The sequence below is a fragment of the Anabaenopsis elenkinii CCIBt3563 genome, from assembly GCF_015245355.1.
GTDB classification, from domain to species: domain Bacteria; phylum Cyanobacteriota; class Cyanobacteriia; order Cyanobacteriales; family Nostocaceae; genus Anabaenopsis; species Anabaenopsis elenkinii.
Map to the genome: position 1 here is coordinate 3,453,124 of NZ_CP063311.1, position 25,961 is coordinate 3,479,084.

The 25,961-nt window shown below is 42.4% G+C and carries 16 protein-coding genes; 6 read left to right on the forward strand and 10 right to left on the reverse strand.

Translation table 11 applies throughout. The features are described from left to right. Positions 1-70: 70 nt before the first annotated feature. Positions 71-5,644, reverse strand: a complete 5,574-nt coding sequence (locus tag IM676_RS15040) for a translocation/assembly module TamB domain-containing protein (protein WP_200987638.1) — start codon at positions 5,642-5,644, stop codon at positions 71-73. A gap of 288 nt (positions 5,645-5,932) precedes the next feature. On the opposite strand from IM676_RS15040, the gene IM676_RS15045 reads away from it, so the two are divergent. The 4 genes from IM676_RS15045 (at position 5,933) to IM676_RS15060 (ending at position 9,850) form a co-directional block, all read left to right on the forward strand. After that, positions 5,933-6,370 carry a DUF3110 domain-containing protein gene (locus IM676_RS15045; RefSeq protein WP_200987639.1) on the forward strand — a complete coding sequence of 146 codons (438 nt, stop codon included), beginning with the start codon at positions 5,933-5,935 and terminating at the stop codon, positions 6,368-6,370. Between the two features lie 59 nt (positions 6,371-6,429). Next, complete coding sequence (murQ, locus tag IM676_RS15050) at positions 6,430-7,356, forward strand: N-acetylmuramic acid 6-phosphate etherase (RefSeq protein ID WP_200987640.1); 927 nt, start codon at positions 6,430-6,432, stop codon at positions 7,354-7,356. A gap of 70 nt (positions 7,357-7,426) precedes the next feature. After that, complete coding sequence (locus IM676_RS15055) at positions 7,427-8,050, forward strand: exopolysaccharide biosynthesis protein (RefSeq protein ID WP_200987641.1); 624 nt, start codon at positions 7,427-7,429, stop codon at positions 8,048-8,050. A gap of 822 nt (positions 8,051-8,872) precedes the next feature. Continuing rightward, positions 8,873-9,850: a sucrase ferredoxin gene (locus IM676_RS15060; protein ID WP_200987642.1), complete on the forward strand. Its 978-nt coding sequence runs from the start codon at positions 8,873-8,875 to the stop codon at positions 9,848-9,850. Between the two features lie 117 nt (positions 9,851-9,967). Here IM676_RS15060 and IM676_RS15065 read toward each other — a convergent pair whose 3' ends face one another. The 4 genes from IM676_RS15065 to IM676_RS15080 form a co-directional block, all read right to left on the reverse strand. Continuing rightward, positions 9,968-11,848 (reverse strand): ABC transporter ATP-binding protein, encoded by a 1,881-nt coding sequence (locus IM676_RS15065; protein WP_200987643.1) that lies wholly within the window; start codon positions 11,846-11,848, stop codon positions 9,968-9,970. Between the two features lie 17 nt (positions 11,849-11,865). Continuing rightward, on the reverse strand, positions 11,866-12,117 hold the full coding sequence (locus IM676_RS15070) for a hypothetical protein (protein ID WP_200987644.1): 252 nt from the start codon (positions 12,115-12,117) through the stop codon (positions 11,866-11,868). A gap of 71 nt (positions 12,118-12,188) precedes the next feature. Beyond that, on the reverse strand, positions 12,189-15,329 hold the full coding sequence (ppc, locus tag IM676_RS15075) for a phosphoenolpyruvate carboxylase (protein ID WP_200987645.1): 3,141 nt from the start codon (positions 15,327-15,329) through the stop codon (positions 12,189-12,191). 98 nt (positions 15,330-15,427) lie between these two features. Beyond that, complete coding sequence (locus IM676_RS15080) at positions 15,428-15,688, reverse strand: hypothetical protein (RefSeq protein WP_200987646.1); 261 nt, start codon at positions 15,686-15,688, stop codon at positions 15,428-15,430. Positions 15,689-16,449: 761 nt separating this feature from the next. Here IM676_RS15080 and psbA point away from each other — a divergent pair. Further along, complete coding sequence (gene psbA, locus IM676_RS15085) at positions 16,450-17,532, forward strand: photosystem II q(b) protein (RefSeq protein WP_200987021.1); 1,083 nt, start codon at positions 16,450-16,452, stop codon at positions 17,530-17,532. Positions 17,533-17,595: 63 nt separating this feature from the next. Here psbA and IM676_RS15090 read toward each other — a convergent pair whose 3' ends face one another. The 4 genes from IM676_RS15090 to IM676_RS15105 all read right to left on the reverse strand — a co-directional run bounded on the left by IM676_RS15090 (position 17,596) and on the right by IM676_RS15105 (position 22,198). After that, complete coding sequence (locus IM676_RS15090; protein ID WP_200987647.1) at positions 17,596-18,360, reverse strand: cobalt-precorrin-6A reductase; 765 nt, start codon at positions 18,358-18,360, stop codon at positions 17,596-17,598. A 40-nt stretch (positions 18,361-18,400) separates the two neighbouring features. Next, positions 18,401-19,408, reverse strand: coding sequence for a porphobilinogen synthase (gene hemB, locus IM676_RS15095; RefSeq protein WP_200987648.1), 1,008 nt, complete (start codon positions 19,406-19,408; stop codon positions 18,401-18,403). Between the two features lie 242 nt (positions 19,409-19,650). Continuing rightward, the gene (locus tag IM676_RS15100; RefSeq protein WP_200987649.1) at positions 19,651-21,798 is read right to left on the reverse strand and encodes a pentapeptide repeat-containing protein; all 2,148 of its coding nucleotides are present in this window, start codon (positions 21,796-21,798) and stop codon (positions 19,651-19,653) included. Between the two features lie 55 nt (positions 21,799-21,853). Continuing rightward, positions 21,854-22,198 (reverse strand): hypothetical protein, encoded by a 345-nt coding sequence (locus tag IM676_RS15105; protein WP_200987650.1) that lies wholly within the window; start codon positions 22,196-22,198, stop codon positions 21,854-21,856. A 251-nt stretch (positions 22,199-22,449) separates the two neighbouring features. On the opposite strand from IM676_RS15105, the gene IM676_RS15110 reads away from it, so the two are divergent. Further along, the gene (locus tag IM676_RS15110) at positions 22,450-22,887 is read left to right on the forward strand and encodes a hypothetical protein (protein ID WP_200987651.1); all 438 of its coding nucleotides are present in this window, start codon (positions 22,450-22,452) and stop codon (positions 22,885-22,887) included. A gap of 26 nt (positions 22,888-22,913) precedes the next feature. Here the strand turns inward: IM676_RS15110 and IM676_RS15115 are convergent, their stop codons facing one another. After that, a complete protein-coding gene (locus IM676_RS15115) occupies positions 22,914-25,502 on the reverse strand; it encodes a hybrid sensor histidine kinase/response regulator (RefSeq protein ID WP_200987652.1) in 2,589 nt (862 codons plus the stop codon). Positions 25,503-25,961: the final 459 nt, after the last annotated feature.

Sequence of the window (25,961 nt, forward strand, 5' to 3'; positions counted from 1 at the left end):
CTCCAGGATAAATCGTATAAATTAACACTAAATTTTGTCCATTTTAGCTTTTTGTTCCCCCGGAGGCAGTTCAAAATCGCATTTGAAACTCGACTACAGCACGACTATCATCTTCTAGATTAGTAGAAGCACGTATACGAAACTTCTCACTTATTCGATAGTTTATACCCCACTGTGATGGATCTTTCGCTGTCAAAATTTTAATATTGGAAACAGAAACCTTGGGGGAAATATCGATACCAGCCTCTGCCGCCAATTCCAGGGTAGAATTGTTTCTACCTGCTTCGGGATTCTGAGAAAGAATAGTCGGAAATATACGCAGTTCAGTTAAGCCAAAAGCACTACCAATTCTGTTGAAAGCTGACTGAAAATTACTAAATACCGCAGATCCGGCAATATTAATTAGATCTAAAGTAGTATCTCTACCTCCCTGACCACCGAGCAACCCACCCCCCAACAAAGCGATAATTTCAGTTTGCGATCGCGTTGGACTGCTTGTAAGTTCCAGGACATCATTTAATTGACTAGCAAAACCTTGAACATTAGCCTCAACTTGAACACTCTCCAAAGCTGCTAACCCCAAAGTACTAGAGCGTGTGAAATCACTGCTCTGAACTACATCCAGCACCTTAGTCACCAACCTCACATCTAATTCTGGGTCGAGGGGTTGGCTAGCTCTAAAGGTGGCTGTATGTTGGTAACCACGAGCCAGATTAAACTGTGTCGTAAACAAATTGACTCGACCTTCCTCTAGCCTAATAGTCCCATCAGGGATTGGTTGAGCAACCGAACCATTAACCCGGAGGTTACCTGTAGCCCTGAAGCTGAGAAGAGGTGGATTAATAATTGCGACATTTTGACCCAGTTCCAGAGCTAAATTATTAAATCTCATCCCTAGGTTCATAGCTGGCTTGGGGTAGCCATAGGTAAGTTCACCGGAGGACGATGACCATTTCGGGGTAGAAACCCTTGCGGCTTTGGCATTACTATCATTAGAAGTGGAAGAGTTAGCAGCATCTGCTAATAAAACCTCACCATTGAATAAATTCACCTGACCGCCAATTTCTGGGTTGAGCGCTGAACCTGTAATCTGTAAATTGCCACGCACCCACCCTTGATACAAGCCATCCAGATTCAAAACTAACTCACCGATATTCACAGTCAGAGGATTCTCTAAATTCGGTTGTCCATTGTTGAAAATGGGAATTTCTCCCGATGCTACGACATCACCTCGGCCAAACTGACCCTCCAGGTTTTCTACTAAAATCCGGTCAAAATCAAACAGCACTTTTCCCGTAACACCTTTAACCTTTTCTGGTAGTACATCAGATTTAAAGGTAGCATTATTAACATAAGCAGTACCATTTACTATTGGCTGTTCTAAGGTACCGCGCACTCTAATATCTATCTCTCCTTCCCCCTCCTCAAACACTGCTTGATTAGTTAACAGGTTTAATATTGCTAATCCTTCATTTCTGACCTGGACATCCAAACTAATTTGATTGTCATCTGGAACGACAGAGGCAAAAGGTAACTGATAGGGGATACTACCAGTAATATTTACTGGTTCAGTTTCCACAATAGCAACGGTGCTATTAAAATTGAAGCGTCCATCAGCATAACTGAAACTGGCTCTAGCTGACTCCACCTCTACCCCATTTAATGTTCCTTCGGTAATTTCTAAATCCCCCTTACTTTGGGGGTTAGCAATGCTACCGGCTAATGCAGCACTACCATTGAGATTACCCGAAACACCAATTATTGGCAGGTCTACAAGATTATTTACTAACTGTACCGGCAAATTTCTCACCCGTAACTGACCCGATTGATCATCACCGCCAATATTACCTGTAAAGGACAAAAGGCTATTGTCTACAGAAATTCGTAATGGTCTTAATTGCAAAATACCGTTTTGGAAATTACCTTGGGCGATGATGTTGTCAAAACTATAAAAACGACTGGTTTCTTTTTTACCCCAAGTAAAGTTTTCACCGTTCAAGTCAAATTCTACCGATAAACCCCCGGGCGTAGTAGTATTTAAAGATATCTCTCCTTCAAAAGTTCCTCTTAAGTCTGCTAAATCTGGGAAGTGGCTCGTTTTGAGGCGTTCTTGTTGCTGGGTTGCCAACTCGGAATTAACTTGATCAAGGTGTTGCAGTTGATTTAATAAGGAAGCTGTTGGACTTAATCCCCTGTTTTGGGTTGTCAAATCCCCGGCTGTACCGTAGGTAGTAGCGGTAACAGTACCCTCTTGTAGGTCTGGTAATTGTAATATTGGGGCTATTCTCAGGACATCTTGAATATCCCCCTGGGTGACTTGCAATTTACCTTGGAGTTGGGGACCTTGGGGAGTTTGAGTAAGGTTGCCTTCCATGGTATAACGACTCTGGCCTTTGACAAGTTCGCTGGTGATAACTGTAACTTCGTTATTACTATAGTCGAATTCCAACCCTAGGCGATCGCCCGTAATCTGGCCAAATTGTGGAGATACTACTGTTAAATTTCCTCTAGCTGCCAAAGTCTGCTGATCTAAAAGTAAATTCCCAGTCAACAAGCCACCCAATTTACCAGCACCCAGGTACAAATTTGGCCATGGTCTGAAATTTAGAATATCTAAAGGAAAGTTAGCCACTTTGATGGCTAAATCATCCCCTTGTGCTTGACCAGTGACTAAGGCCTGTTCCCGCTTTACTAACAACATTTCGGGGCGATTTTGAGAATCTAAGTTTAAGGAAATTCGATCTTGATTTCCCCTCAAGTCTAAACTTAAACCCCTATCTTTAGCTGAGTCAATATTTCCAGTTAATAAGGGTTCAAAGGCGACATTTTGTATAACCAAATCTCGTAAACCCACCTTTCCTGTTACCTTAGGTAAAGCTAAATTCCCAGTTATTTGTCCTTGAAAATCCACATTTCCCACGACAGACAATTGATCAGGGAGACTTATGGGCAAATGTTCTAGGTTGTAATTTTGCGCCTGGACTTGGAGATTTACACCAGTAATTTCCGGTATGCCAGCCGTTTGGAAATTAGTAAATATATCACCACTGATATTTAACCCGGTAGCGGTAGCTTGTTGAATAGCCAGTTTTTGACCATTCCAAGTGAGTACCGCACTCAAGGGTTGTGGAATACCAGGGATACCTTGAGACAATTCCACCTGTCCCGACCCCCGCACATCAGCTAGAGTTGTAGATCCCAAGGTACCAGAGACCTGGAATTTACCCGCCAAATCACCGCTTAACTGCTCATTGAGCCGACTTAATTCCACCCCAGCCGCATCCAATCCCACTTGATAGACACCTTTAGCTAGTTGGATATTAGTAGCCTGAATTTGACCCCCTGCAATATTTAACTGTCCTTGGCCCTGGGCTTGGATAGTTTCTAGACTAAAGGAATCAACAGAGCCGACTACATTCAATTGACCAGTTAACTCTCCGTGAAATTGGGGTGGTACTGCTACTAACTGTTGCCAAGGTAGATTGGTGGTTTGCAGTTTGGCTCGATATAAACCATCAGCTAATTGAACATTAGCAGCTGTGACAGTCCCACCCCGCAGACTCAGCCGCCCCTCACCGTTGCCACGTAAGCTGTTGAGTGCAAAATTTTCTGTGTTACCTGCGATTTGAAACTTACCCGCCAAGGAACCATCTAAACCCGGGGGAGATTTGGGGAAGATTTCGGCTAGTCTGACGCTATTAGTAACTAGTTGGGCGGAAAACTCTTGGTTTTGCAGTTGGAAATCAGAAACTGCAATTGTGCCTCCAGCAATGTTAACTCTGGCATTTTCGGTGCGAATGGTGGCAATTTGCAAGGGTTCTGTACTGCCTTCCAGGAGTACACGACCATTAAATGTTGCGCCGGTTAAGGAGATATTTTGCAGTTGATTTTCATCTACAAAGGGTGTTAAACCGACTCCGGCGGCTTGTATATCCCCTCGCCAACGCCCGTTAGCAAAATTACCAGAACCTCGCACCATACCACCGCCGACCTTCAAGTGTACATTGCCAAAGGCAAGTGAACCATCTGGGGCGATGACGGTTTCACCGGTTGCGGGATATGTGGCTTGATTGGCTTGCCATTTGACTAGGGTTTGTACGTTATCCCCTTGACCCCTTAATTGGGCTGTGGCGGTAACGGTACCAATTTGAAATAATTTTTCGTTGGGTTTTGGTGTGGTTTGATAAAGTTGGGCGATTGCATCCCCGGAAATATTTTCAGCTGCTAAGTTAAAATCTAATTGGGGTGTTTTCAAGAGTGTAATTTCGCCGAAACCTTTGATTTTTCCAGTAACTAAGCTCTCTGCTTGAATGTTTCTGAAGCTGACTAAATTCTCATGGGGAATAAATTCAAATTTACTAGTAATTTTATTAAAATCAATTTTATCAATTTGGGCGGTTTTGATAGTGGATACTGACCCTGAGAGAACTGGTTTAGTTAGTTCGCCCATGACTTGCAGGTCAGCTTGTAACTGTCCACTTACAGGTAGATTCAAGTTGATGTTGAGGCTTTCTTGGGCATGGGAGACACTGACGTTATTTACCCTCCCGGTTAATTTAAAGCCTGTATCTAGGTCAATGATTCCGGTAGCTACCAGGGGAATTTTGCTATAGTTGCTGGTAATATTATCTAATTTGATTTCCCTCCCTTGGAAGCTGATAATTCCTTGAGTGTTCACAAAAGGTTGGACTACTTTGGGGATTTGCATTGTTACCCCTTGCAAGTCGGCAGATCCGTTTAACACTAGCGCACCGATAATGCCGCGTTGGGGCTGGTCTGGTGTGAGTTGAATCTGCAAGTTGCTATTAACTTTACCTGCTTGTAAGTCAAAGGGTAATTTGATCAGATTGGTAATTTGAGGGGCTGATAAATCTTGCGATCGCAGTTGTAAGTTATATGCTAAGGTTTGGGGAATGACCTCGCCTGTAATAGCCACACTCCCCCCACTATTGGCTTGACCCCTAAGTTGAAATTTAATCAGTTGGTTTTTGTCTAGCAGTTGGGCAGTGCCATTAATTTGTGAAAATCCTACAGGAGCAATAGAAAATTTCTGGGGATGATTTTCCAGTTGATCATCTCCTCCTTGGGGTTGTAATACTAAGTTGCCATTGCGCAAGCGGATTTTATCTAAATCAGTTTTAATCAAACCTGCTGGGCCAGGGGGCGAAATTTCAGTGGTAATCCAGCGCCCTTGATCATCTTGTTGAATATAAATATTGGGGTTAACTAGGGTGACATCTAGCTGAAGTTGACGCTGAAAAATTAATTGCCAGGGGTTAAAACCCACTTCCACGCCATCGGCTACTACCCGGTCTGGGTCTGTGGGTGTAGGGGGGATGCTAGATGCACTAAATTTTACCCCTGTTAAGGAAAAACCTGTAACTTCTCCTAAGTTAACTGGACGGTTGAGGGTGTTGGTGATGCTGGTGGCGGCTAGGGGTGTTAATTCTTTGGTTACAAAATTTTGTAACCGCCACACACCACTAGCTGTTAATAAGGCCATTGGCACTAGTAACAGTCCACCGAGGGTAATGGTACGGCGATTCCAAGCTGCTGCCCACGACCAACGCCAGGGGTGATTCTTGTGACGTTTTGGATGAGGGGAGGAACGGGAATGATCATTTTGATGGGGGGATTTACTCATGAGAGTTTTGCTGATAGGGGAGCATTGCCTGATCCATGGGCTGGATGTACCGGGTAACTGATGATCAAAATTGTTATTGTTGGGGAGGGGTGGCGTTGAGCGATAGCGAAGCACCGCTACAAGCAGATCGCTTCCTCTAGAATACAAAACCTATTTTTGATTTGGGGAATCGGGTTGACACTCTTCCACATCAACAATCTGCATAAATTTAATCTTGTAGCTGTCTGTTTTTCAGATGTACCGCTGAAACCTTTAATAATATTAGGTAGATTCCTCAACAGAAAATAGATGATTACGCCCATGCGTGTTTTTATATTAATGTTCAATGCTAACACCGAAAATGAAGGCATTCACTCAATTCAGGTGAGTGACCCTTCCGCGTCTCATTCCGCAAGTGTACGCAATAAAATTCTGATGTTTGAGTCACAAGATGATGCCCTGCGCTTTGCTTTATTACTGGAAGCTCAGGATTTCCCTACCCCTACTGTAGAAATGATCGATGCTGAGGAAATTAAGGATTTTTGTGAAACTGCTGGTTATGAATGGGAAATTATTCCGGCTAACAGTGATTTAATCTTACCGCCAGAAATTAATTTAGATCATACTGACTGGCAAATGCAGAATAATAGCGAAAACTACCGTTCTGAGCAAGTCCCACCTGCAGCACCAGAAATGTCTGAGTCGGAACTAGAAAAAATCCGTCGTCAACTGGAAGGATTATTATGAGTTAATTGGGGAATGGGGGAATAACGTTTGCAGAATTTGATTTATATAAGATGTAAACCATGTCAAATTTACAGGAACGCAGCTATCTTTTAACTGAGCAGGTAAATCCTCAAAGTCTGAATTTAGACCAACTTAATTCTCTTGAGTTGGTGGATTTGTTTAATCGGGAAGATGAAAAGGCTGTGGCGGCTGTGGCGGCGGCTCAAGTTCAATTAGCTCAAGCCATTGATTTGACTGCTGAACGCTTGAGTCAGGGAGGACGTTTATTTTATGTGGGGGCGGGAACTAGTGGTAGGTTAGGAGTCTTAGATGCTGCTGAATGTCCACCTACTTTTTGTACGCCCCCAGAGTTGGTACAGGGTATTATTGCTGGTGGTGCTGGTGCACTGGTGCGCAGTTCTGAAGATTTAGAAGACCGTAGCGAAGATGGTGAGGCGGCTATTGCTCAACGACAGGTAACTCAAGTAGATGTAGTAGTGGGTATTACTGCGGGTGGGACAACTCCTTTTGTTCATGGAGCCCTGAATGCAGCCCGTCAACGTGGTTGTCCCACTATTTTCATTGCTTGTGTACCTACAGAACAGGTACGCTGTGATGCTGATGTTGATATTCGCTTATTAACTGGACCGGAAATCCTGGCGGGTTCTACTCGTTTAAAGGCAGGTACGGCGACAAAGTTAGCTTTGAATATCCTCTCTACTGGGGTGATGGTGAAGCTGGGTAAGGTTTATGGTAATCGCATGGTGGATGTGGCAGTAACTAACCATAAGTTACGCGATCGCGCTCTACGAATGTTACAAGACTTAACAGGTTTAAGTCGCGAAGCTGCCGGTTTTTTGCTCGAACGTAGCGGGAAGTGGGTTAAGCTAGCCTTACTGATGCACTGGACTGGTTTAGACAAGGAGGCTGGCGATCGCTTACTTGCACAACACCACGGTAATCTCAGGGTAGCTGTTACTAGTTACAAAAATCACCAAAAACATTGAGAAACTCTTAATCTTTTTTGCTGAAAATACCTCTATTCTTTGATTAAATTGCACCGAGATTCCCTCATCTATGGCTAGACTATCCCAGGAGTTACAACGCTATTTTTTTGACGATCACCGATCCCCACAAGTGACTTTGGCAGAAATTATGTTGCTAGCCAAGGAGCGAGTTTTTGGGTTTTTACTTGTGATTCTGTCTCTTCCTTCGGCTTTACCGGTTCCTGCTCCTGGTTACTCTATTCCTTTCGGGATTCTGATTTTCTTGCTAGCTGTACAGCTAATGATGGGGGCAAAAATCCCCTGGTTCCCTGCGCAAATGCTCAATCATCCGATGAAACTGGGAACCGTCCAGAGATTTCTACAAGCAGGTATTCCTTGGCTACAAAGAATTGAAGCTGTCGCCCGGCCGCGGTTGACTTATATTTGCACCACTCTACCAGGTAAAATCACTATTGGTATGGCAGTGGCTTTAATGGCAATTTCCATGATGATTCCCGTTCCGGGAACCAATACTCTCCCCGCAGTGGGAGTTTTTGTCACTAGCTTTGGTTTACTCGAAGATGACGGGGTTATTAGCTTAGGCGGCTTAATCATCTGTCTTTTCGGCGCAATTTTGAGTATTTCAATTTTCCTGGCTGTAATTTGGGGTGGTTCTAGTCTTGTGGACTTACTCAAAACTTGGCTTGGTCGTTAAGTAACGCATCAGTATTCAAGCTGTGGCCCTTCCACAGCTACCAATATTCTTGGTCTAGGAATTACAATCAAGTTACGCTGTCAATCATTGACTCATATATAACTATCTGATAATTGATATACTGATTGGGTATGATAAAAATCTATGTATAAGATTGAAACTTCAAATAGTTATAATGATTAGTCTGGCTTTAATTACAACTCAATCACGTATAATTAAATTAATGAAGAAAAAATTAAGAATCAAACAAAATTACCAACAGCAAAAAATACTCGTATTTTGCCTGTATTTCAGTTGAATTGTGTTTTTTAGTTGAAAAACTGTGAACATATCGCCAGGATAAAAACTAAGTAAAAATAATAATTATTTTTACTGTTTTGAATACAACCAAGCCTCGTATGTAGTTTTTTTATGAAATTATTGAGAATTTTTAGCAATATGTTCTGAGATTTTGATATATTACAAGCAAGTAGTCTCATAGAATCAGAAGGTAATTTTCCTGGATAAAAACAGGGAAAAAGCAGGATTTTTATGGCTACGCCACGCCAGCTATCAGAAAAACTCAGCCCGATAAAAAACAATACAAAATCAATTTCCAGGTTGTTGTAATATCCCTCCGGGGGTGAGTGAACTTTAATCTAGAGAATTTATTAACGAGAAGGAAGTTAATTAAAAATGATGCTATAACGTGCCTACCTGCTTATTACTAGTAAATGCAGATAATTCTTGTTTATTACTCAGGGTTGAAGCATCGTAGCCAAAATTACATGAGTTTTTTCTCATGATCTTCTGTCCATATAATTCACTAATGAGTAAATTTTGATGAATACTTTTTTTTGTTCTGATCATGCAAGAGAAGTCGGGGAAGATATTATTGGTAGTGCTACAAATTATAAAACATACATTCTGGTTGAATGTCCGCAACCCTGGACTTATGAAGCGTTTCAATCTAAATGGGTACCAAATAATTTACAGGTTTTAGTAGAGGAAGTCCGCCGTGCTAGACTACCTGTGAGGTTTCTTTTAATTGCGAATAATTATTCCCATAAAGTGGACTATACGACCCTGTTGATTTATCAAAAACAAGAGGGTATGAGTCGTGGATACAAAAAATATGAGTTTAAATTATCACATATTGAACAAGTAGCGGGGGTGGTAAAAGAATATTTATGGGGAAAAATACCCGACCATGAAATAGATACAGGTATGACTAGGGATATTTTAGTCTGTACCCACGGTAGCCATGATCAATGTTGTGCTAGATATGGTAGTCCTTTTTATTTCCACGCCAGGGGGACTATTACGGATTTGCAATTGGATCATGTCAGGATTTGGAAATCTAGTCATTTTGGTGGACATAGATTTGCACCTACAGCAATAGATTTACCAGATGGTAGATATTATGGTGTTCTCAATCAAGAATCCTTGCGGTCAATTTTAACTCGTACAGGTGATATAGAATGTCTCAGGAAAGTATATAGAGGTTGGGGAATTCTACCCACCCCTGTACAAATCTTAGAAAGAGAACTGATGTTATATCACGGGTGGGATTGGTTTAATTATCAAGTAGCGGGGAAAATTATTCAGCAGAGTTTAGATAATAATACAATTTTAGCGGAGTTAAGTTTTGAGGACTCCCGTGGTTCTCTATTTATTTACGAAGCAAAACTGGTGAAAGATAAAACAAGAACACTGGAAATTAAGGGTTCTTGCAATGCCAAAGAAAATTCTGTATTTGTCAAATATGGTGTAGATAGTATGAGAATTCTCTGTAATAAAGTTCCAACTTTCAGTAATTAAGGAACCGGGGATTTAGAAAAATTATGAGGTTGTGATCTACCAAATAGCTAGTAAAAAACTAGCCCTTAATCATGGCCAATTGTCAATAACAAACCACACCTTTATACAAAACAGCACTTAAGAACCCAACATTTGTAAATTATGTAATGTAGCATATAGTCCACCAGCTTGTAACAATTGCTCATGGTTTCCTGCTTCGACTAATTCACCTCGCTGCAACACAAAAATTCGATTTACATTGCGAATTGTGGACAGACGGTGAGCAATAATAATGGCGGTACGCCTGACCAAGAGTTGGTTTAATGCTTCTTGGACTAAGGTTTCTGTACTCACGTCTAAACTAGCGGTGGCTTCATCTAAAACTAGAATTTGTGGGTGGCGAATTGCGGCACGTGCGAAGGCTAAAAGTTGCTTTTGACCACTAGAAATATTTGTGCCTCGTTGGCGCAGTTTAGTATCATACCCTTGGGGTAATTGTTCAATAAACTCAGCAATATTTGTTTTACTGGCGGCTTGTTGAATTTCTTCCAGGGTATAATAGTCTCCTAAGGTGATATTACTTTTAACGTCCCCAGCAAACAAAAAGCCTTCTTGTAAAATTACTGCCATATAGCGCCGTAAGTCTGTTTGTGCTATCTCCCGGATATCTACGCCATCTAGTAAAATCCGTCCTTTGGTGGGTTCATAAAGACGACACAATAGCCGAATAATTGAACTTTTTCCCGCACCAGTTGGACCGACTAATGCAACTTTTTCGCCGGGATGAATAACGAAATTTAAGTTTTTAATTACATAATCATCGTCTTTGTAAGCAAACCAGACATTTTCAAAACGAATTTCTCCCAATTGCACAGAAGGCTCGAAATCCTGGGATTCTATCTTACTAACTATTTCATCTATATAACCAAAAGTTGAATCAAATATAGAAAAGCGAGGATGACTAGTATCACGGATTTCTATGGGTTCATCTAAAAGGCTGATAATGCGTTCAATGGCGGTGAAACCAGCTTGGATGACGGTGAATTTTTCGGCAAAATCCCTTAAAGGGTCAAATAATCGCTGGGCATATAAGATAAATGCTGCTAAAATTCCGAAGGTGAGGACCTGACCTAAGAGTAACCAACCACCTAATAAGAGAACTCCCGCGATCGCCACTAGTGCTATCCATTCTAAAGTTGCTGAAACAGAAGAATCATAAAAGATGGTTTTATCAATTTCATTGATGTAGCGTTGATTTGTGTGGCGAAACAATTCCGCGTTAAATTTTTCTCGCCGGAACAATTGGACTACATTAATACCAACTATATTTTCTTGTAACTGGGAATTTAAACTAGAAAGTTCTTCCCTTACCTTGTAGTTGGCTTGGCGGTATCTTTGCTGAAAGTAAATAATTAACCAAGTAATAGGTAGGAGTATCAGCAGCAGCAAGGAAGCGAGTTTCCACTCAATGGAAAACATAATAAAGAGGATCACCAGCATGCTAAACACATTGGAGACAATACCAATGGCGCCTGTGGAAAAGACATCTCCCAATACTTCTACGTCGCTGGTGAGTCGAGTAATTAATTTACCTACGGGTGTACGGTCAAAAAAACGTACGGCTAAAGATGTGACATGATCAAATAAGTCCTGGCGAATGGCGGCTGTGATTTTTTGTCCGAGCTTTTGTAGTAAATAACCTTGAATGCCAATTAATACCAGTCGGATAGCGATCGACATAAGTATTAATACTAATAGAATATTTAACCCTTCCCATAAGGGGAGATTCCTGAGTAACTCATAGGTACTCGGTTCATTGCGAATCAGAGAAATCACCTGTCCAATCAACAGTGGTTGGACAGCGTTGGCTAATGCAATGGGTACAAGTAGGACTATTGCCAGTGTCAGCAGTTTGCCATGGCGACGGGCATAAGGCAATAGACGTAAAAATAACCGCCAATCATTGTTATTTGAGCGGTTGTTTCCTTGGGATTTGTTCACAGATTGGTAATTGCTCATTTGAGATGGTAATGCGTCTAACTTTCTGGCCGTGTCATGGAACCAGCGATGAAGGCTCCTAAAACCGTACCTGTCCATAATCCAGTTGTACCACCTTGCCATGTTGCTCCCGGTGTTACCCAAACATTACACATAACTTTTAAGCCCCAAGACTGATTTTGACATTTGTGCTGATGTAGTATTGAGGTCATTTGTCCACCGATGTAAGCACCAAAAAGGCCTGATGTCACAGCTAGGAATGTGCAAGTTAAAAATCTATTTTTGATCATGATTGATGCTACTTCTAGCAATGGTGGGTTAGGGTAGCATAACCTACCCTACAGTTTTTGGTGTTCTTTGATCAACCTGTATTTCTCATCCCAGCGGCGATACCATTAATAGTTAACAGTGCGCCTCTGAGTAACTCACCCTTGCTGTACCGAGAATGAATAACACCAGATGTAGTAGTCAGATTCTGCGATTCCCGCAAGCGTTTGAGTAGGGAAACTTGGATGAAACCTAGAGGTAAAATTGTACCATTACGTAACTGTACTGAACGCTGCAAAACAGGATCACCATCCAGCAGTCGAGTATGTCCAGTAATATTTAGCACTAAATCTCTGGTAAGATAGAATTCGTGGGCAATTTGCTCAAATACTTTTTCTAGTCTGGCTTTATCGTCAGGATTGGCTAATTCTTCCACGTAGTGATGGGCCATTTGCATATCTACTTTAGCCAAGGTCATTTCTGCTTTGGAAATCACCATTTTGAAGAAAGGCCACTTGAGATAAAAATAGCGCAGTAATTTCAGATGTTCTTCGGGTTCTTCATTGAGGAATCCCTGTAAAGCTGTCCCCATACCATACCACGAAGGCAACAAGAAGCGGGTTTGTGTCCAGCTAAATACCCAGGGAATGGCGCGTAAACTGCTGAGGTCTTTCTTTCCTGATGGTCGCCGCGCTGGACGGGAGCTAATTTGTAACTGGCTAATTTCTTCAATGGGGGTAACTTGGTGGAAAAAGTCGATAAAATCTGCTTGCTCGTAAATCAATTGGCGATAATGTTGACGAGATCGTACGGCTAATTCTTCCATAATCTCATTCCAAGGTTCGATATCATCAAACCCTGTTCGTAGTAAACTGGCTTCAATTACCGCAGTGGTAATAGTTTCCAAGTTGTACATAGCTAAGTCCAGCAAGGAGTATTTAGAAGCTAATACTTCCCCCTGTTCAGTAATTTTAATGCGCCCATTAATACTGCGTCCTGGTTGGGCTAAAATCGCCTCGTAAGCTGGGCCGCCACCCCGTCCTACGGAACCACCCCGCCCGTGGAAAATTCGCAAATTTACACCGTATTCTTCAGCAATTTTCTGGAGTGATTTTTGAGCTTTATGGATTTCCCAGTTACTACTTAAGAAACCAGAATCTTTATTGCTGTCAGAATACCCCAGCATGACTTCCTGTAAGTTGGGAGTCAGGGGGGAGGCTGTGGTGGGGATGGGTAATGATGATCCGTTTTCTTGACGAGCTTTGAGAGCTTCATAGCCACCAGCTAATAAAGCTCGATATAATGGCAATTCAAATAACTGTCGCATCACGCTTCTGGAGCGTTGTAAGTCTTCTACTGTCTCGAATAAAGGTACGACTTGAATGGTTCCCACGGCGATCGCCGGGTCAAACAGTCGGGATTCTTTGGCTAGTAGCAACACTTCCAAGACATCGCTGACTTGCCGACACATACTGATAATATAAGTTTGGCAAATGTTGACACCAAACTCTTGTTGTAGCGAGCGCAATATCCGGAAAGTTTCAATGACATCGTTAGTTTTTGCCGAAAATGGCAATTCTGAGGGAATTAGTGGCCTGCGGGTTTGCAGTTCCCCAGTCAGCCACGCAACTCGCTGTTCTTCGGATAGTTCATTGTAGGTTTGGGGTAGTATTTGCAGATATTCCAGAATTTCATTTAAAGCATCAGAATGTCTGGTAGATTCTTGGCGGATATCCAGCTGAGTCAAGTTAAAGTCAAAAATTTCTACTTGACAGATCAGAGTTTCTAGTTCTCGACAGATTAAACCAGTTTCGCTTAAATTACGTTCAATTAACCGCAATTCTGCTAGAAACTCTGACCCTGAAAGATACATAGGGGGTTCTTCTCCTATGACTTCCCCACTCGGGTTACGGTCAACTTTTACGCCTATACTGGGTGATATTTCTCGGTTATACAAAGATAAATTGCGATCGCGAGTATTTTCTAAGCGTCTGAGCACATAAGACAGCTTTAACCGATAAGGTTCTTGGCGATATCGCAACGCCAGTGCATCGTAGACATCACTTAACTGAGACTGGTCTATCTCCAAGGATTCGAGCAAGTCTGGTAAGACATCGCTCCAGTGCATTGACACACTCAATAATTCAATCAGCTGTTTTACTGATTTAATATATCTTTCCAAAACCATTTGGCGCTGATAACAAGCGGTTTTCCAAGTGATTTCTGGTGTTACTGATGGGTTACCATCGCGATCTGAACCTACCCAAGAACCAAAAGAGCAGAAGTTTTTATGTGGCGGTTCTAGCCAATGAAAAGTCTTACCCAAGGCATACTTTAACCGCTTATACAGTTGGGGAATGCCATCAAATAATACCTCTTGGAAATAATGTAAAGCGTAATCTACCTCATCAAGTACCGTTGGTTTAAACTGGTGGAGTTCATCTGTGCGCCACCACAGGCGAATTTCTTCGAGTAATTGTTCTCGCAAATCCGCTGCTTCCCAGGGATATCCGCCTAAAGTCCCTTCATGGCGATTTTCTACCACATCTAGTTTTTGCAGCAGGTTGACTACCCGCCTTTGTTTATCACGGATGGTATGACGAACTATTTCAGTTGGGTGAGCTGTGAACACTAAACGCACATCCAGTTGTGAAATCAGGCGTTGAATTTGCTGGGGTGGCACATTTAGCCTAAATAAATGGGGAAATAAAGTAGCAAAGGTGCCTTTTTCTGTACCTGTTGATTTACTTAACCGAGTTTTTGTAGAGAATAGACTCGTTGTCTGTGTACAAATTTCTCTTTCTTTGTTGATAATCAAGGCATCATCTTCTTTTTGGTTGGAAGAGTATGCAGCGCTGGATAAAATCCCTTCCTCAACCTTTTCTCCTTCCTCTCCTGAATAGCGCGTTAGTTGCTGCCGCTGTTCATGCTCCTGCTCTATGATGTTAATCAACTGGAAATACAACGCAAAAGCCCGAGCGGCTCGAATTGCTTCATTGATATTCAGTTGTTCGATCAACTTCACAGCAGATGCGGCTTGGTCGTTTGTGGCTTGTCCCTCCGGGGAACATAAGCCCCGCAGTTGTCGCAATAGTTCTACCATTGTCTGACCACATTCTTGTCGGAGCACTGATTCCCACAATTCTTCGACCACTTGCAACCTATGACGCAAAAATAACTCCGACGCAGGGTAACAATTCACCCCTTGAGACAAACTGTATACAAGAGAACTCATAATTTCTGCTCTTTTCAGGCTGATTAGTGTTTACATCCTATAGACGAAATTAATTCTCAGGGAAAAATCCTGAGGATTTTAGCTTTTAAATATATTTTTTAATCTGTTTCTCTACCTCTGGTACTTGTATTATCCCAAGTGTTGTTAACTGGAAAAGGGAGAATTGGCAGGCGATCGCCGCGAAACAATTCTTCACTAGCTTCCCCTAGAGATTCTAGGGCTTTAACAGTGGTCTTTTCTGCGGTGAGCAGCAGTAGTACAGACGCTGCACCTATTTGTAAAAGAAAAGATGGGGGGATGCTCAACAAAGGCAGACTCAATCCGGTATTTTCTGAAGACTTTTGGGTAGTAGAAGTCATTGCTAATTCTTTGGTTTTTGGTTGATTGACACCTGCCTACTTATATATAATGGTATGTCTATTTGCACCACCTGAGTAGCAATCGACCTTAAATAGTCGCTGTCCTGCTTAATTTTTGATGCTTTAGATTTTGCCATTATCGGCGTACTTTTTTAAGGTTTTTGGGTGTAATCCTATATATTCTACTGCTTTTGTTAGTTGTCTCTCAGAGGATGTTTGATAAGTTTTCAACAGGTAATTTTTATCTTAGGGAACACCGGAACAGGGATTGGGAAGGATTGGGAAGGATTGGGGAACACGGTTCGACTTCGCTCACCGACCGCACAAAAAACAATCAAATCCAGTCCCCTCCCCTTACAAGGGGAGGGTTAGGGAGGGGTCAAATATTCGATACACTAATTATGACTTTCCAAACAACCTCTGAGCATTTATGGCGATATGTCAGTCAATGTTGCTTAACCCCTGAAATTTTCAAGGGCGACGAAATCATCAGATGGGATACCGCCACGCTCCCATCTGGCTCTCTCAAACTTTCACACAGTATTATATGTATATGCTTGTCGAATTTTGCCAACCCACAAAGTTACAAAAATGTTACGATGGGACTTAACTCAAAGAAACATAAGTAAATCTAATAGTTACAGCTAATTTAATAACGAAATTTATATTTCACTAAAGGTAAATACATGTTAAGTTTATGAGAACAGACGAATAAAAAAACCGTCTGATTCGTTACAGAAACACATCGCAATCATAAACAAATGACAACAACCTTACAACAGCGCCAAAGCGCTAACGTATGGGATCGCTTCTGCGAGTGGATCACCAGCACCGATAACCGGATTTACATCGGTTGGTTCGGCGTCCTCATGATCCCCACCCTCCTAGCTGCTACCACCTGCTTCATCATCGCTTTCATCGCTGCTCCCCCCGTAGACATCGATGGTATCCGCGAACCAGTAGCTGGCTCCTTAATCTACGGAAACAACATCATCTCTGGTGCAGTTGTTCCTTCCTCCAACGCCATCGGCTTACACTTCTACCCCATTTGGGAAGCAGCTTCCTTAGATGAGTGGTTGTACAACGGTGGTCCTTACCAATTGGTAATTTTCCACTTCCTGATTGGTTGCGCTTGCTACCTAGGTCGTCAGTGGGAACTATCTTACCGCTTGGGAATGCGTCCTTGGATCTGTGTAGCTTACTCTGCACCTTTGGCATCTGCTACCGCAGTATTCCTAATTTACCCCATCGGTCAAGGTTCTTTCTCTGATGGTATGCCTTTAGGTATCTCTGGAACCTTCAACTTCATGATTGTGTTCCAAGCAGAACACAACATCCTGATGCACCCCTTCCACATGTTAGGTGTAGCTGGTGTATTCGGTGGTTCTCTGTTCTCTGCAATGCACGGTTCCTTGGTAACATCCTCCTTGGTACGTGAAACAACCGAAACCGAATCTCAAAACTACGGTTACAAGTTCGGACAAGAAGAAGAAACCTACAACATTGTAGCTGCTCACGGTTACTTCGGTCGCTTAATCTTCCAATACGCTTCCTTCAACAACAGCCGTTCACTACACTTCTTCTTAGCTGCTTGGCCTGTAATCGGTATCTGGTTTACTGCTCTGGGTGTAAGCACCATGGCGTTCAACTTGAACGGTTTCAACTTCAACCAATCAGTAATTGACTCTCAAGGTCGCGTCATCGCTACCTGGGCTGATGTGATCAACCGCGCTAACCTGGGTATGGAAGTAATGCACGAGCGTAACGCTCACAACTTCCCCTTAGACTTGGCTGCTGGTGAAGTTGCTCCTGTTGCTTTGACTGCTCCTGCAATCAACGGCTAATTAATGGCTAATTAATCAAGTTTAGCTGAATCAAAAAACGCCTCCTGGAAATGGGGGCGTTTTTTATTGAGAATTATTGCAGCGGTTTCCCAATAAAGAATAGAGCCACACTAAAGCTTCATCTATTTCTGTAACTTGCTCCCCTGGGGGTAGAAGGGGACGGTTCACCATAATAACGGGGAGGTTTAACTCCCGTGCAACGATAATTTTGGCATAAGTTGCATCACCGCCGCTGTTTTTACTGACAATGGTATCAATTTGATGGTGAATTAGGATTTCTCTTTCATTGTGTATGTGAAAAGGTCCGCGATCGCACAACACCTTTCCCGGAGGTACTAAAGCCTGAGCTTCTGGAGGGTCAATCATCCGCATCAAAAACCAAATTTGCTGCAAATGAGCAAAAGCTCCGATTTCTTGCCTCCCAATGCTTAGAAAAACCCGTTTTGATTGATTTTCTACTACAGCAGCAGCAGCTTTTATACTATCAACTTCAATCCAGCGATCGCCATTAACTTGTTTCCAAGGTGGGCGAATTAACTTTAACCGGGGTATTTTCACTTGCATTGCAGCCTCAGCCGCATTAAAAGCGATTTGATTTGCAAAAGGATGGCTAGCATCAATCAATACATCAATTTTCATCTGATGCAGATAGTTAACAAGTCCAGTCACACCGCCAAAACCGCCAATTCGCAAATTACCTAATGGAACTGACGGCTCACGGGTGCGACCCGCTAGAGATGTGATAGCCTCAATTCCCTGGATATTGGCAACTTTCGCCGCCAGTTGTGCTGCTTCTCCAGTTCCACCCAGAATTAAAACTCTCATCATTCTCCTAGGTAAGAAATTAATTACAAAAGACCAAAGGTACTTAAGCCAACATTAAAGCTACTTCTTTAGCAAAATAAGTCAAGATTAAATCAGCCCCGGCTCGTTTCATGCTGGTTAAAGTTTCCAAAATGATCTTTTTCTCATCAATCCAACCCATACGCGCTGCAGCTTTAATCATGGCGTATTCACCGCTGACATTATATGCTGCTACCGGCAGGTGTGTGGCTTGGCGAACTTGATGGATGATATCAAGATAAGCCAGAGCAGGTTTAACCATCACCATATCTGCTCCCTCGGCGATGTCTAATTCTATTTCTTTGATAGCTTCCCTGGCGTTAGCTGGATCCATTTGATAAGTTTTTTTATCACCAAATTTCGGTGCAGAATCTAAAGCATCCCGGAAAGGTCCATAATAGGCAGAAGCATACTTAGCTGAGTATGCCAAAATGCCCACATCAATGTAACCCGCTGCATCTAAAGCCTGACGAATGGCCCCGACTCTACCATCCATCATGTCTGAAGGTGCGACGAAACTAGCCCCGGCTGCAGCTTGGGAAACTGCCATTTTTACCAATACTTCCACAGTGGGGTCATTCAAGATGTTACCCTGTTCATCAATTAAACCATCATGCCCATGAGTGGTGAAGGGGTCTAAGGCAACATCAGTCATGATAATAATGTCTGGAACTGCTTGTTTGATGGCTTTGACAGTTCTCTGTACTAGTCCGTTTGGGTTATAGCTTTCAGCACCAATATTATCTTTTAATTCTTCGGGAATTACGGGAAACAGAGCGATCGCATTGATTCCCAAATCATAAACTTGCTGTATTTCTTTTAACAATAAATCTAAGGAATAGCGATAACAATCAGGCATAGAAGCAATTTCTACTTTTTGCCCTTCTCCCTCAGTCACAAACATGGGATAGATTAAGTCATTAACACTCAGAGTAGTTTCCCTGACCATTCGTCGTAAAGATTCAGTCCGGCGCAGACGGCGAGGACGGTAACGAAGTAAATCAGTGGGATCAGAAGAATTAATTGATGGCATATTCAGTGAATGGATAATAATCAAGAAAACAGACTGAAAACCCTGGAGACAGAGTTTGGGGTTGAAAGCGGATGAGCTGTTTACCCCTGAGTCATGTAGTGTTACATTAATTATACCAGGTGGGGTTCATCAAGCTGTCACAATCTATGTGGCCTCAAGTGTATCCCCTTGTGGAAACAGCCACATCCGGCTAAGATACCGCCAGGAGTTGAATTGTAGAGGCGGGTATGGTTAGCCAAATCCTACGGACAACCGGGATGGAAACCGCCCTGATCACAAATGTAAGCTATTTGGTTACGATCTAAGTTTTTAGCTTGAGAGAAATCAACTCCTTGGACTACAGCAGAAATTGAGCCTAAATCTGGGGTTTCGACAAATGTATCTGTGGGGTCTTGTCGGACAGGAGCCAGAACTGCTCCTTGAAAATCGGCACCGGTGACATTTGCTCCCCGTAAATCCACAAAACTCAGGTCAGCATTTTGCAAGTTAGCATTTTCTAACCTAGCTCGGCGTAACACAGCACCAGTAAGGCGAGTGGCACTAAGGTTGGCATTACTCAAATTAGCGTTATTTAAATAGGCTCCTGATAAGTCTGTCCCTCGCCAATCAGTATTAGTCAAGTTAGCATGGGATAAATTTGTACCGATGGCAATCCCCCGACTTAAACGAGCCCCATACAAATTAGCTCCGTCAAAATTGGCTTCACTGATCACAGCACCAGTTAAGCTGGCTTTCTCGAGTAATGCACCGCGCAAATTGGCGCCAATTAGCCGGGTACTACTGAGGTCACCACCTATTAAACGTGCATGAGCTAAATTAGCCCGGTTGAGAATAGCACCGCTTAAATTACTGCGGTTCATAATCACCCGACTCAGATTAGCATCGGTGAAATTAGCTTGTTTCATTTGCGCCAGGGTTAAATTGGCGATCGCATCGTCATAAGTGTCCCAGTGTCCATCCTCACCAGGTCCCCTAAACATACTACCTTTAAAACTAGCTTGGTTGAGATTTGCAGATTTCCAATTGATTCCTGACAAATCAACCTGATCTAAGACCAACTGGAAAACTGAACTTTCCGTAGCACCCCTGGAACCCAATTCGGCGCCACTCAGATCAACAGCCGTAATTTGACCACTATTGACCCTGAGGATTTTGTTGATGGTCTCCTGGTTAATATGTAACTGCTGTTGTCGTAATTCCCGCCCCGGGGATAGGCTAGCCTGAGAGTTCAATTCAGCTGCTAAAAACTGATTTTTGTTTTTTAATTCCGGGATAGCGTCGAGTCCAATGCTGACTAAAGCTTCTTGAATTTTATTCAAGAGGATGGGGTTGGTTTCTTCAACCAGCAGGTCTGTGAGGAATTGCCTCGACACGGGGTTATTCAGGCTACCCATTGCTAGAATTAGACTTTGGCGCTCCTGGGTGGTAGCACCAGAATTAGGACTCAATTGTTGTACAATTGCCAGGAACTTCTCGCTATCCATTCGCTGATTCTGCCGGTGGTTTTGTCGGGTTTGGAGATAAACTTGGGTGGCGACCAAAGTTCCCAGCACCGCAATCATGCTACCCACGCCTAGGCCAAATAAAATCAAGTTGGGGTTTTGTTGGGTCTTGCGCCAGAGGTTACCGATATTGCTAGTTTCCCCTGTGAGGGTTGACATGGATACACGGGCTAATTCCTCTTCTGATTTGGCTACCTGGGGTTGCTCCCCTTGCTCCGAGGGCTGCTGTAAAGGATGAGTAGTATCTATTGTATATGTCCCTGCTAACCAGTCATGAAATGCTCGACGACCTCGACGTGATGGTAAAGCAATCCCTTCTCCCAAGACCATCAAGACAGCTAAAAATGTAAACAATCCTAAATTGGGAAAAGCAAAACTGTAACGCCACAGAATATAGGCAATAGAAACAGGAACAGTCCACCGTCCTACTCCTTCCCTGGCCACAACTGTTGCTAAACCGGCTGGTTTTCCTACCTCGTTGACAACGCATACACCAAATTTGCGCTTGGGAATAGTACTACCTGTTTTTGCCAGTAAATATAATTGCCACCATGAAAGGGTCATGGGGGATAATAAGGCCATAATCCACAAAAAGTTAGTGGGGGCGGCAACATTGGGAATACCATAGTTGAGAGGTAGAGCCAAAGGTCGAGCGATCGCTCTTTGTGTGACTACCAAGACTGGGTGAAGTGGTACTCGGTTAAAATCATTTCTAGAATTGGCATAGACACCCAGCCCAAAAGGAACTAGACCACTGGTAACTACCAGAGTGATTTCCGCAGCCCATGCAGCCAAACGCCTGGCTGTGAATGGCAATAACTGGGCTTTTTCAGGTTGGTTTGACTTTTGAGATTGACTAGTATTTCTCCTCACAATTGGGGTCGCCATTGCGTAATTCCTTTGAATTTATGTTTAAAATATTGCTCAGGGGAGTTGAATTAGACTATTGCTTTTTTTGGGAGTTACCAGATACAAAAAATTTGTATCCAAGATACAATAAGAAACCCAACACTGCCACACTGATTACCGATGCAACTAGTCTGAGCAATGCTTGTAGTATTGCTAATCCCAATAGCACCCCCGCACCCCCAACTATTACCTTGGTGATACCGTTCAAATTCTCAAACCAAAGCTGTAATTGTGTTAACCGAGATTTCCAGTGGAGAAATGCTGGCTGGGATGTTTGTGTGTTTTTTGGTGGTTGTCTCATATCTACAGATGCAGAATTAATTTGCGCCTCTAGATTTTCGAGGCGGCGCTGCAGGTCTTCTGGAGGTTGGTGATTCATTTGGAGTTCTCAGCTGCCATCTAGTCACTAGTTTCACAACAAACTTAGCAAATCCTGGAAATGATCACATCAAAGAGGAACATAGACGGATTCCCAGCGTCACTTAGGGTAGGTGTTGATTGTTGCTACCTATTGAGTCAACACTCTTTGATGACTGAAGACTCAATACACTCTCGCTACCAGTGCTGTTGTAGCAGTGAGATGATCAATATGTCAAAGTAGGAGATGATTGGGAGCATTAATAATTAATCATGAATAATTTCCAGCTACTGATAGTTATTCCCGTAGCTTTGGCCACGAGTTTGGCCTTGACTGAGGCTCAGGCTGATGTACCACGGCTGCAAATTCAACCCAATGTCAGGTCACAAACCGTGATTTTAAATGGCATTTCTGGGGGAGTAGTTAGCACTCATTGCGGTAACATTGCTCAAAAGCCCAATCAAATTATCCACTTAACAGAACCACTGCCTTACTTACGGGTAACAGTTGACAGTCCTGGACAGCCAACAATCTTGATTGATGGACCGGGCGGGCGCTTCTGTGTTTTAGCAGATAATTACTCGCAAAATAAGCCGGAAATTACTGGTTATTGGCAAGCAGGAGAATACTCCCTATATGTCGGTGAATTATCACAAAATCAGTATAAATATACACTGTCAATCTCTCAACATAAGCAGTCGAACAAGTAGTTTAGATTAGCCATAACAGTTGATTTTCAGCCAATTTTTTGAAGTACATGGTGAAGGCTATTTAATAAATCTCGGGCTGTGTAAGGCTTATAAACCACTAAATCCGCATCAGTATGACCGGCATCATTTGCCAAAGGGACTGTGGGGTTAGTGCCGCTACAAGCAATAATTTTTACTTTAGGGTTGATTTTTTGTAAAGTGCGGATGGCAGTATTCCCATCCATTTCCGGCATCATGATATCCATGAAAACGGCTCTGATGTCCTGTGAGTACTGAGCATAAAGTGCGATCGCCTCAATGCCATTACTAGCGGCGAGAATTCTATAATTGTATTTCTCCAGAACAATTTTAGCGATCTCCCGAATTTGAGCCTCATCATCCACAAATAAAATTAGTTCTCCTTGACCGGGAAATATATCTAAGTTATTATTTATATCCAAAGATTGAGGCACTTCCACCGCCGGCAAAAACAGATGAAATTCAGTACCTTGCCCAACTGTGCTAGATACATTGATAAACCCACCATGGTTTTTGATAATTCCCAGCACTGTTGAAAGCCCCAACCCTGTACCTTTGCCGATGTCTTTGGTGGTGAAAAATGGATCAAAAATTCTCTGTAAAATTTCCGGTGCTATCCCTGTTCCGGAATCAGCAACAGTCACTACCACATAATCGCCTACTTTGGCATCAAGATTCATATGAGCATAGGCTTGATCAATAAACATATTTTTTGTAGAAATGGTGAGGGTACCACCTGCTGGCATAGCATCACGGGCATTAACTACCAAGTTCATGAGTACTTGATGCAGTTGTGTTGCATCTGCGCAGACAGCCCACATATCTTCTGATATGGTGATGGCAAATTGAATAGACTTGGGAAATGTTTGTTTGGCTATATAAGTAACTTCCGAAATCAGATGTCTTAGTTGAACTATAGTGCGTTCTCCCTTAAATCCCCGGGCAAATGATAAGACTTGTTTAACTAAAGCAGCCCCACGTTTGCTATTGCTTTCAATAATAGCTAATAGCTGTTGATAATTTTCCTTGTCTTGAGCATATCTGACCTGTAACAGTTGTGATGCTGCTAAAATTGGCGTTAAAATGTTATTCAGGTCGTGGGAAATTCCACTGGCTAAAGTACCAAGACTTTCTAAACGTTGAGCGCGAAAGAACTTCTCTTCGAGTTGTTTTTTTTGTGTGATGTCAGTCTCAACAACAAGAATAGATTTTGGTTCTCCCGCTGGATCATACATCAGCCTCCAGCGGCTGGCGACGACAATTTCTTGACCTGATTTGGTAACTTTACTCAACTCCCCCTGCCATGAACCAGATGCAATCACAGCGGCGAGTGATGTTTCTAGCTGTAGCAAGTTGATGTTGTTAAACAGATCCCTGAGGTCTTTGCCTAAAACCTCTTGTGTCTGCCAACTATATATCTGTTCTGCACCTTGATTGCAGAATAGTATTTTGCCTTGCAAATCTAGAACTAAAATTGCATCGGTGGCAATATCAAGTAAGGCTGCTTGCTCTCTAATTTTCTCTTCGCCTCGTTTGCGCTGTGTAATATCTCTGCCAACACCTTGGAATTCCAAGACATCTCCCCGTTCATTAACAATTGGGGTAATATTCCATTCCAGCCAACGCACACCATTAACCGTTAACAAACGATACTCATTGGTGATCTTGTCGTGGGGGGCGGATATCAAACTGCTGATATCTTCTTTGATTTGAGGGAAGTCATGGGTATGGAAAAACTCACATATTGACTTACCAATTAATTCGTGTAATTGCTTACCTAATGCTTGGCAAGTTACTTTGTTAGCAAAGCCTACCCTTCCCTGTAAATCTATACGAATAATCAGGTCTGTTTGAGTTTCCACTAGTTGGCGATACAGTTTCTCCTTTTGCCGTAATGACTCTTGGGCCTGTTGACGTTGAGTAATTTCTTGTTGTAGAACCTGATTAAATGGGAGAAGTTGCTTGTTGAGTTCGACTACGCCATCTCCTAAGTCTTTGCCTTCCTGAGAATATAATGCAGCTTGGGGGCTAATCTCAAATAGCAACCAGCGCCAATCTACCGGATTACTCTGTGGGTTAGAGATTGCAGTATATCTCACAGTGGCGGGAAGTGATACACCACCCTGTGGCTGAAGGCAAATTTCCCAGTTCTTTTTGTGTTGCACACTCTGCAGTTGTGTAATAAAACTGTCTCTGTCTTGTTCAATAACAAATAAAACCAATGGTTTGCCCATTAAATAATTTTGTTCCACACACAGCAAGGTAGCCGCTGCATGGTTAGCTTCTTGAATCACACCTGCGATATCAGTAACTAAATAAGCATGGGGAGCGCAGTCAAATAAATATTTATAATGTTGACGCTCTAACTGGGTGATTTCCAGAGCAATTCTCATTTCCTGATTTTGCTGACGCAGCTCTTGTATAAGTACTTGGAGTTCTTCTATGGTTTGCCGAAGTTCTTGATTCCCTTCCATAACTTCAGCTGTTTGTAAGTCCGACCATTTTGTTACGTGATTGTCAGTTTGGCAGCGCATTATTTCTGGTGGCTGATTTACTTTCTGTACATTTGGCAGTGGGACTTGAACAAAGCTTATCATTTAGTTCATAAGTCCTAATAATTGCCTGTGTGAAGCTAAAATCCGCAGATGGTAAAGCTGCTGAGGCAATATTAACAAGTTTTTTCTAATTATCTCAGAACCACATCATCAAGTAAGGAGATGTTGAGTCACTTGTTTTTCACTGGAGCTTATGGATTTGAACAGGCTATAAATCAGATAGTTGAATATGAAAACGCTTGGATAAAAAAAATTTGTGCTTGCTATAGCCTCAATAATATACAAGTTGGGATGTGGCAGAATTTTTTTGCATTTCTCAAATCTATTGTATTCTTGAGTTCGGCATAGATGATCTTTTTCTCAAACAGGTTACACTCAAGAGATTACACTAATTAATGGTGTGACCATGGAGGGGTCAAACCACCTAACTAAAGTATTTAATATCTAGTATTAATAAAAATGTATTTATTATTACTATCATTTCCCATGAGGATAATTGCT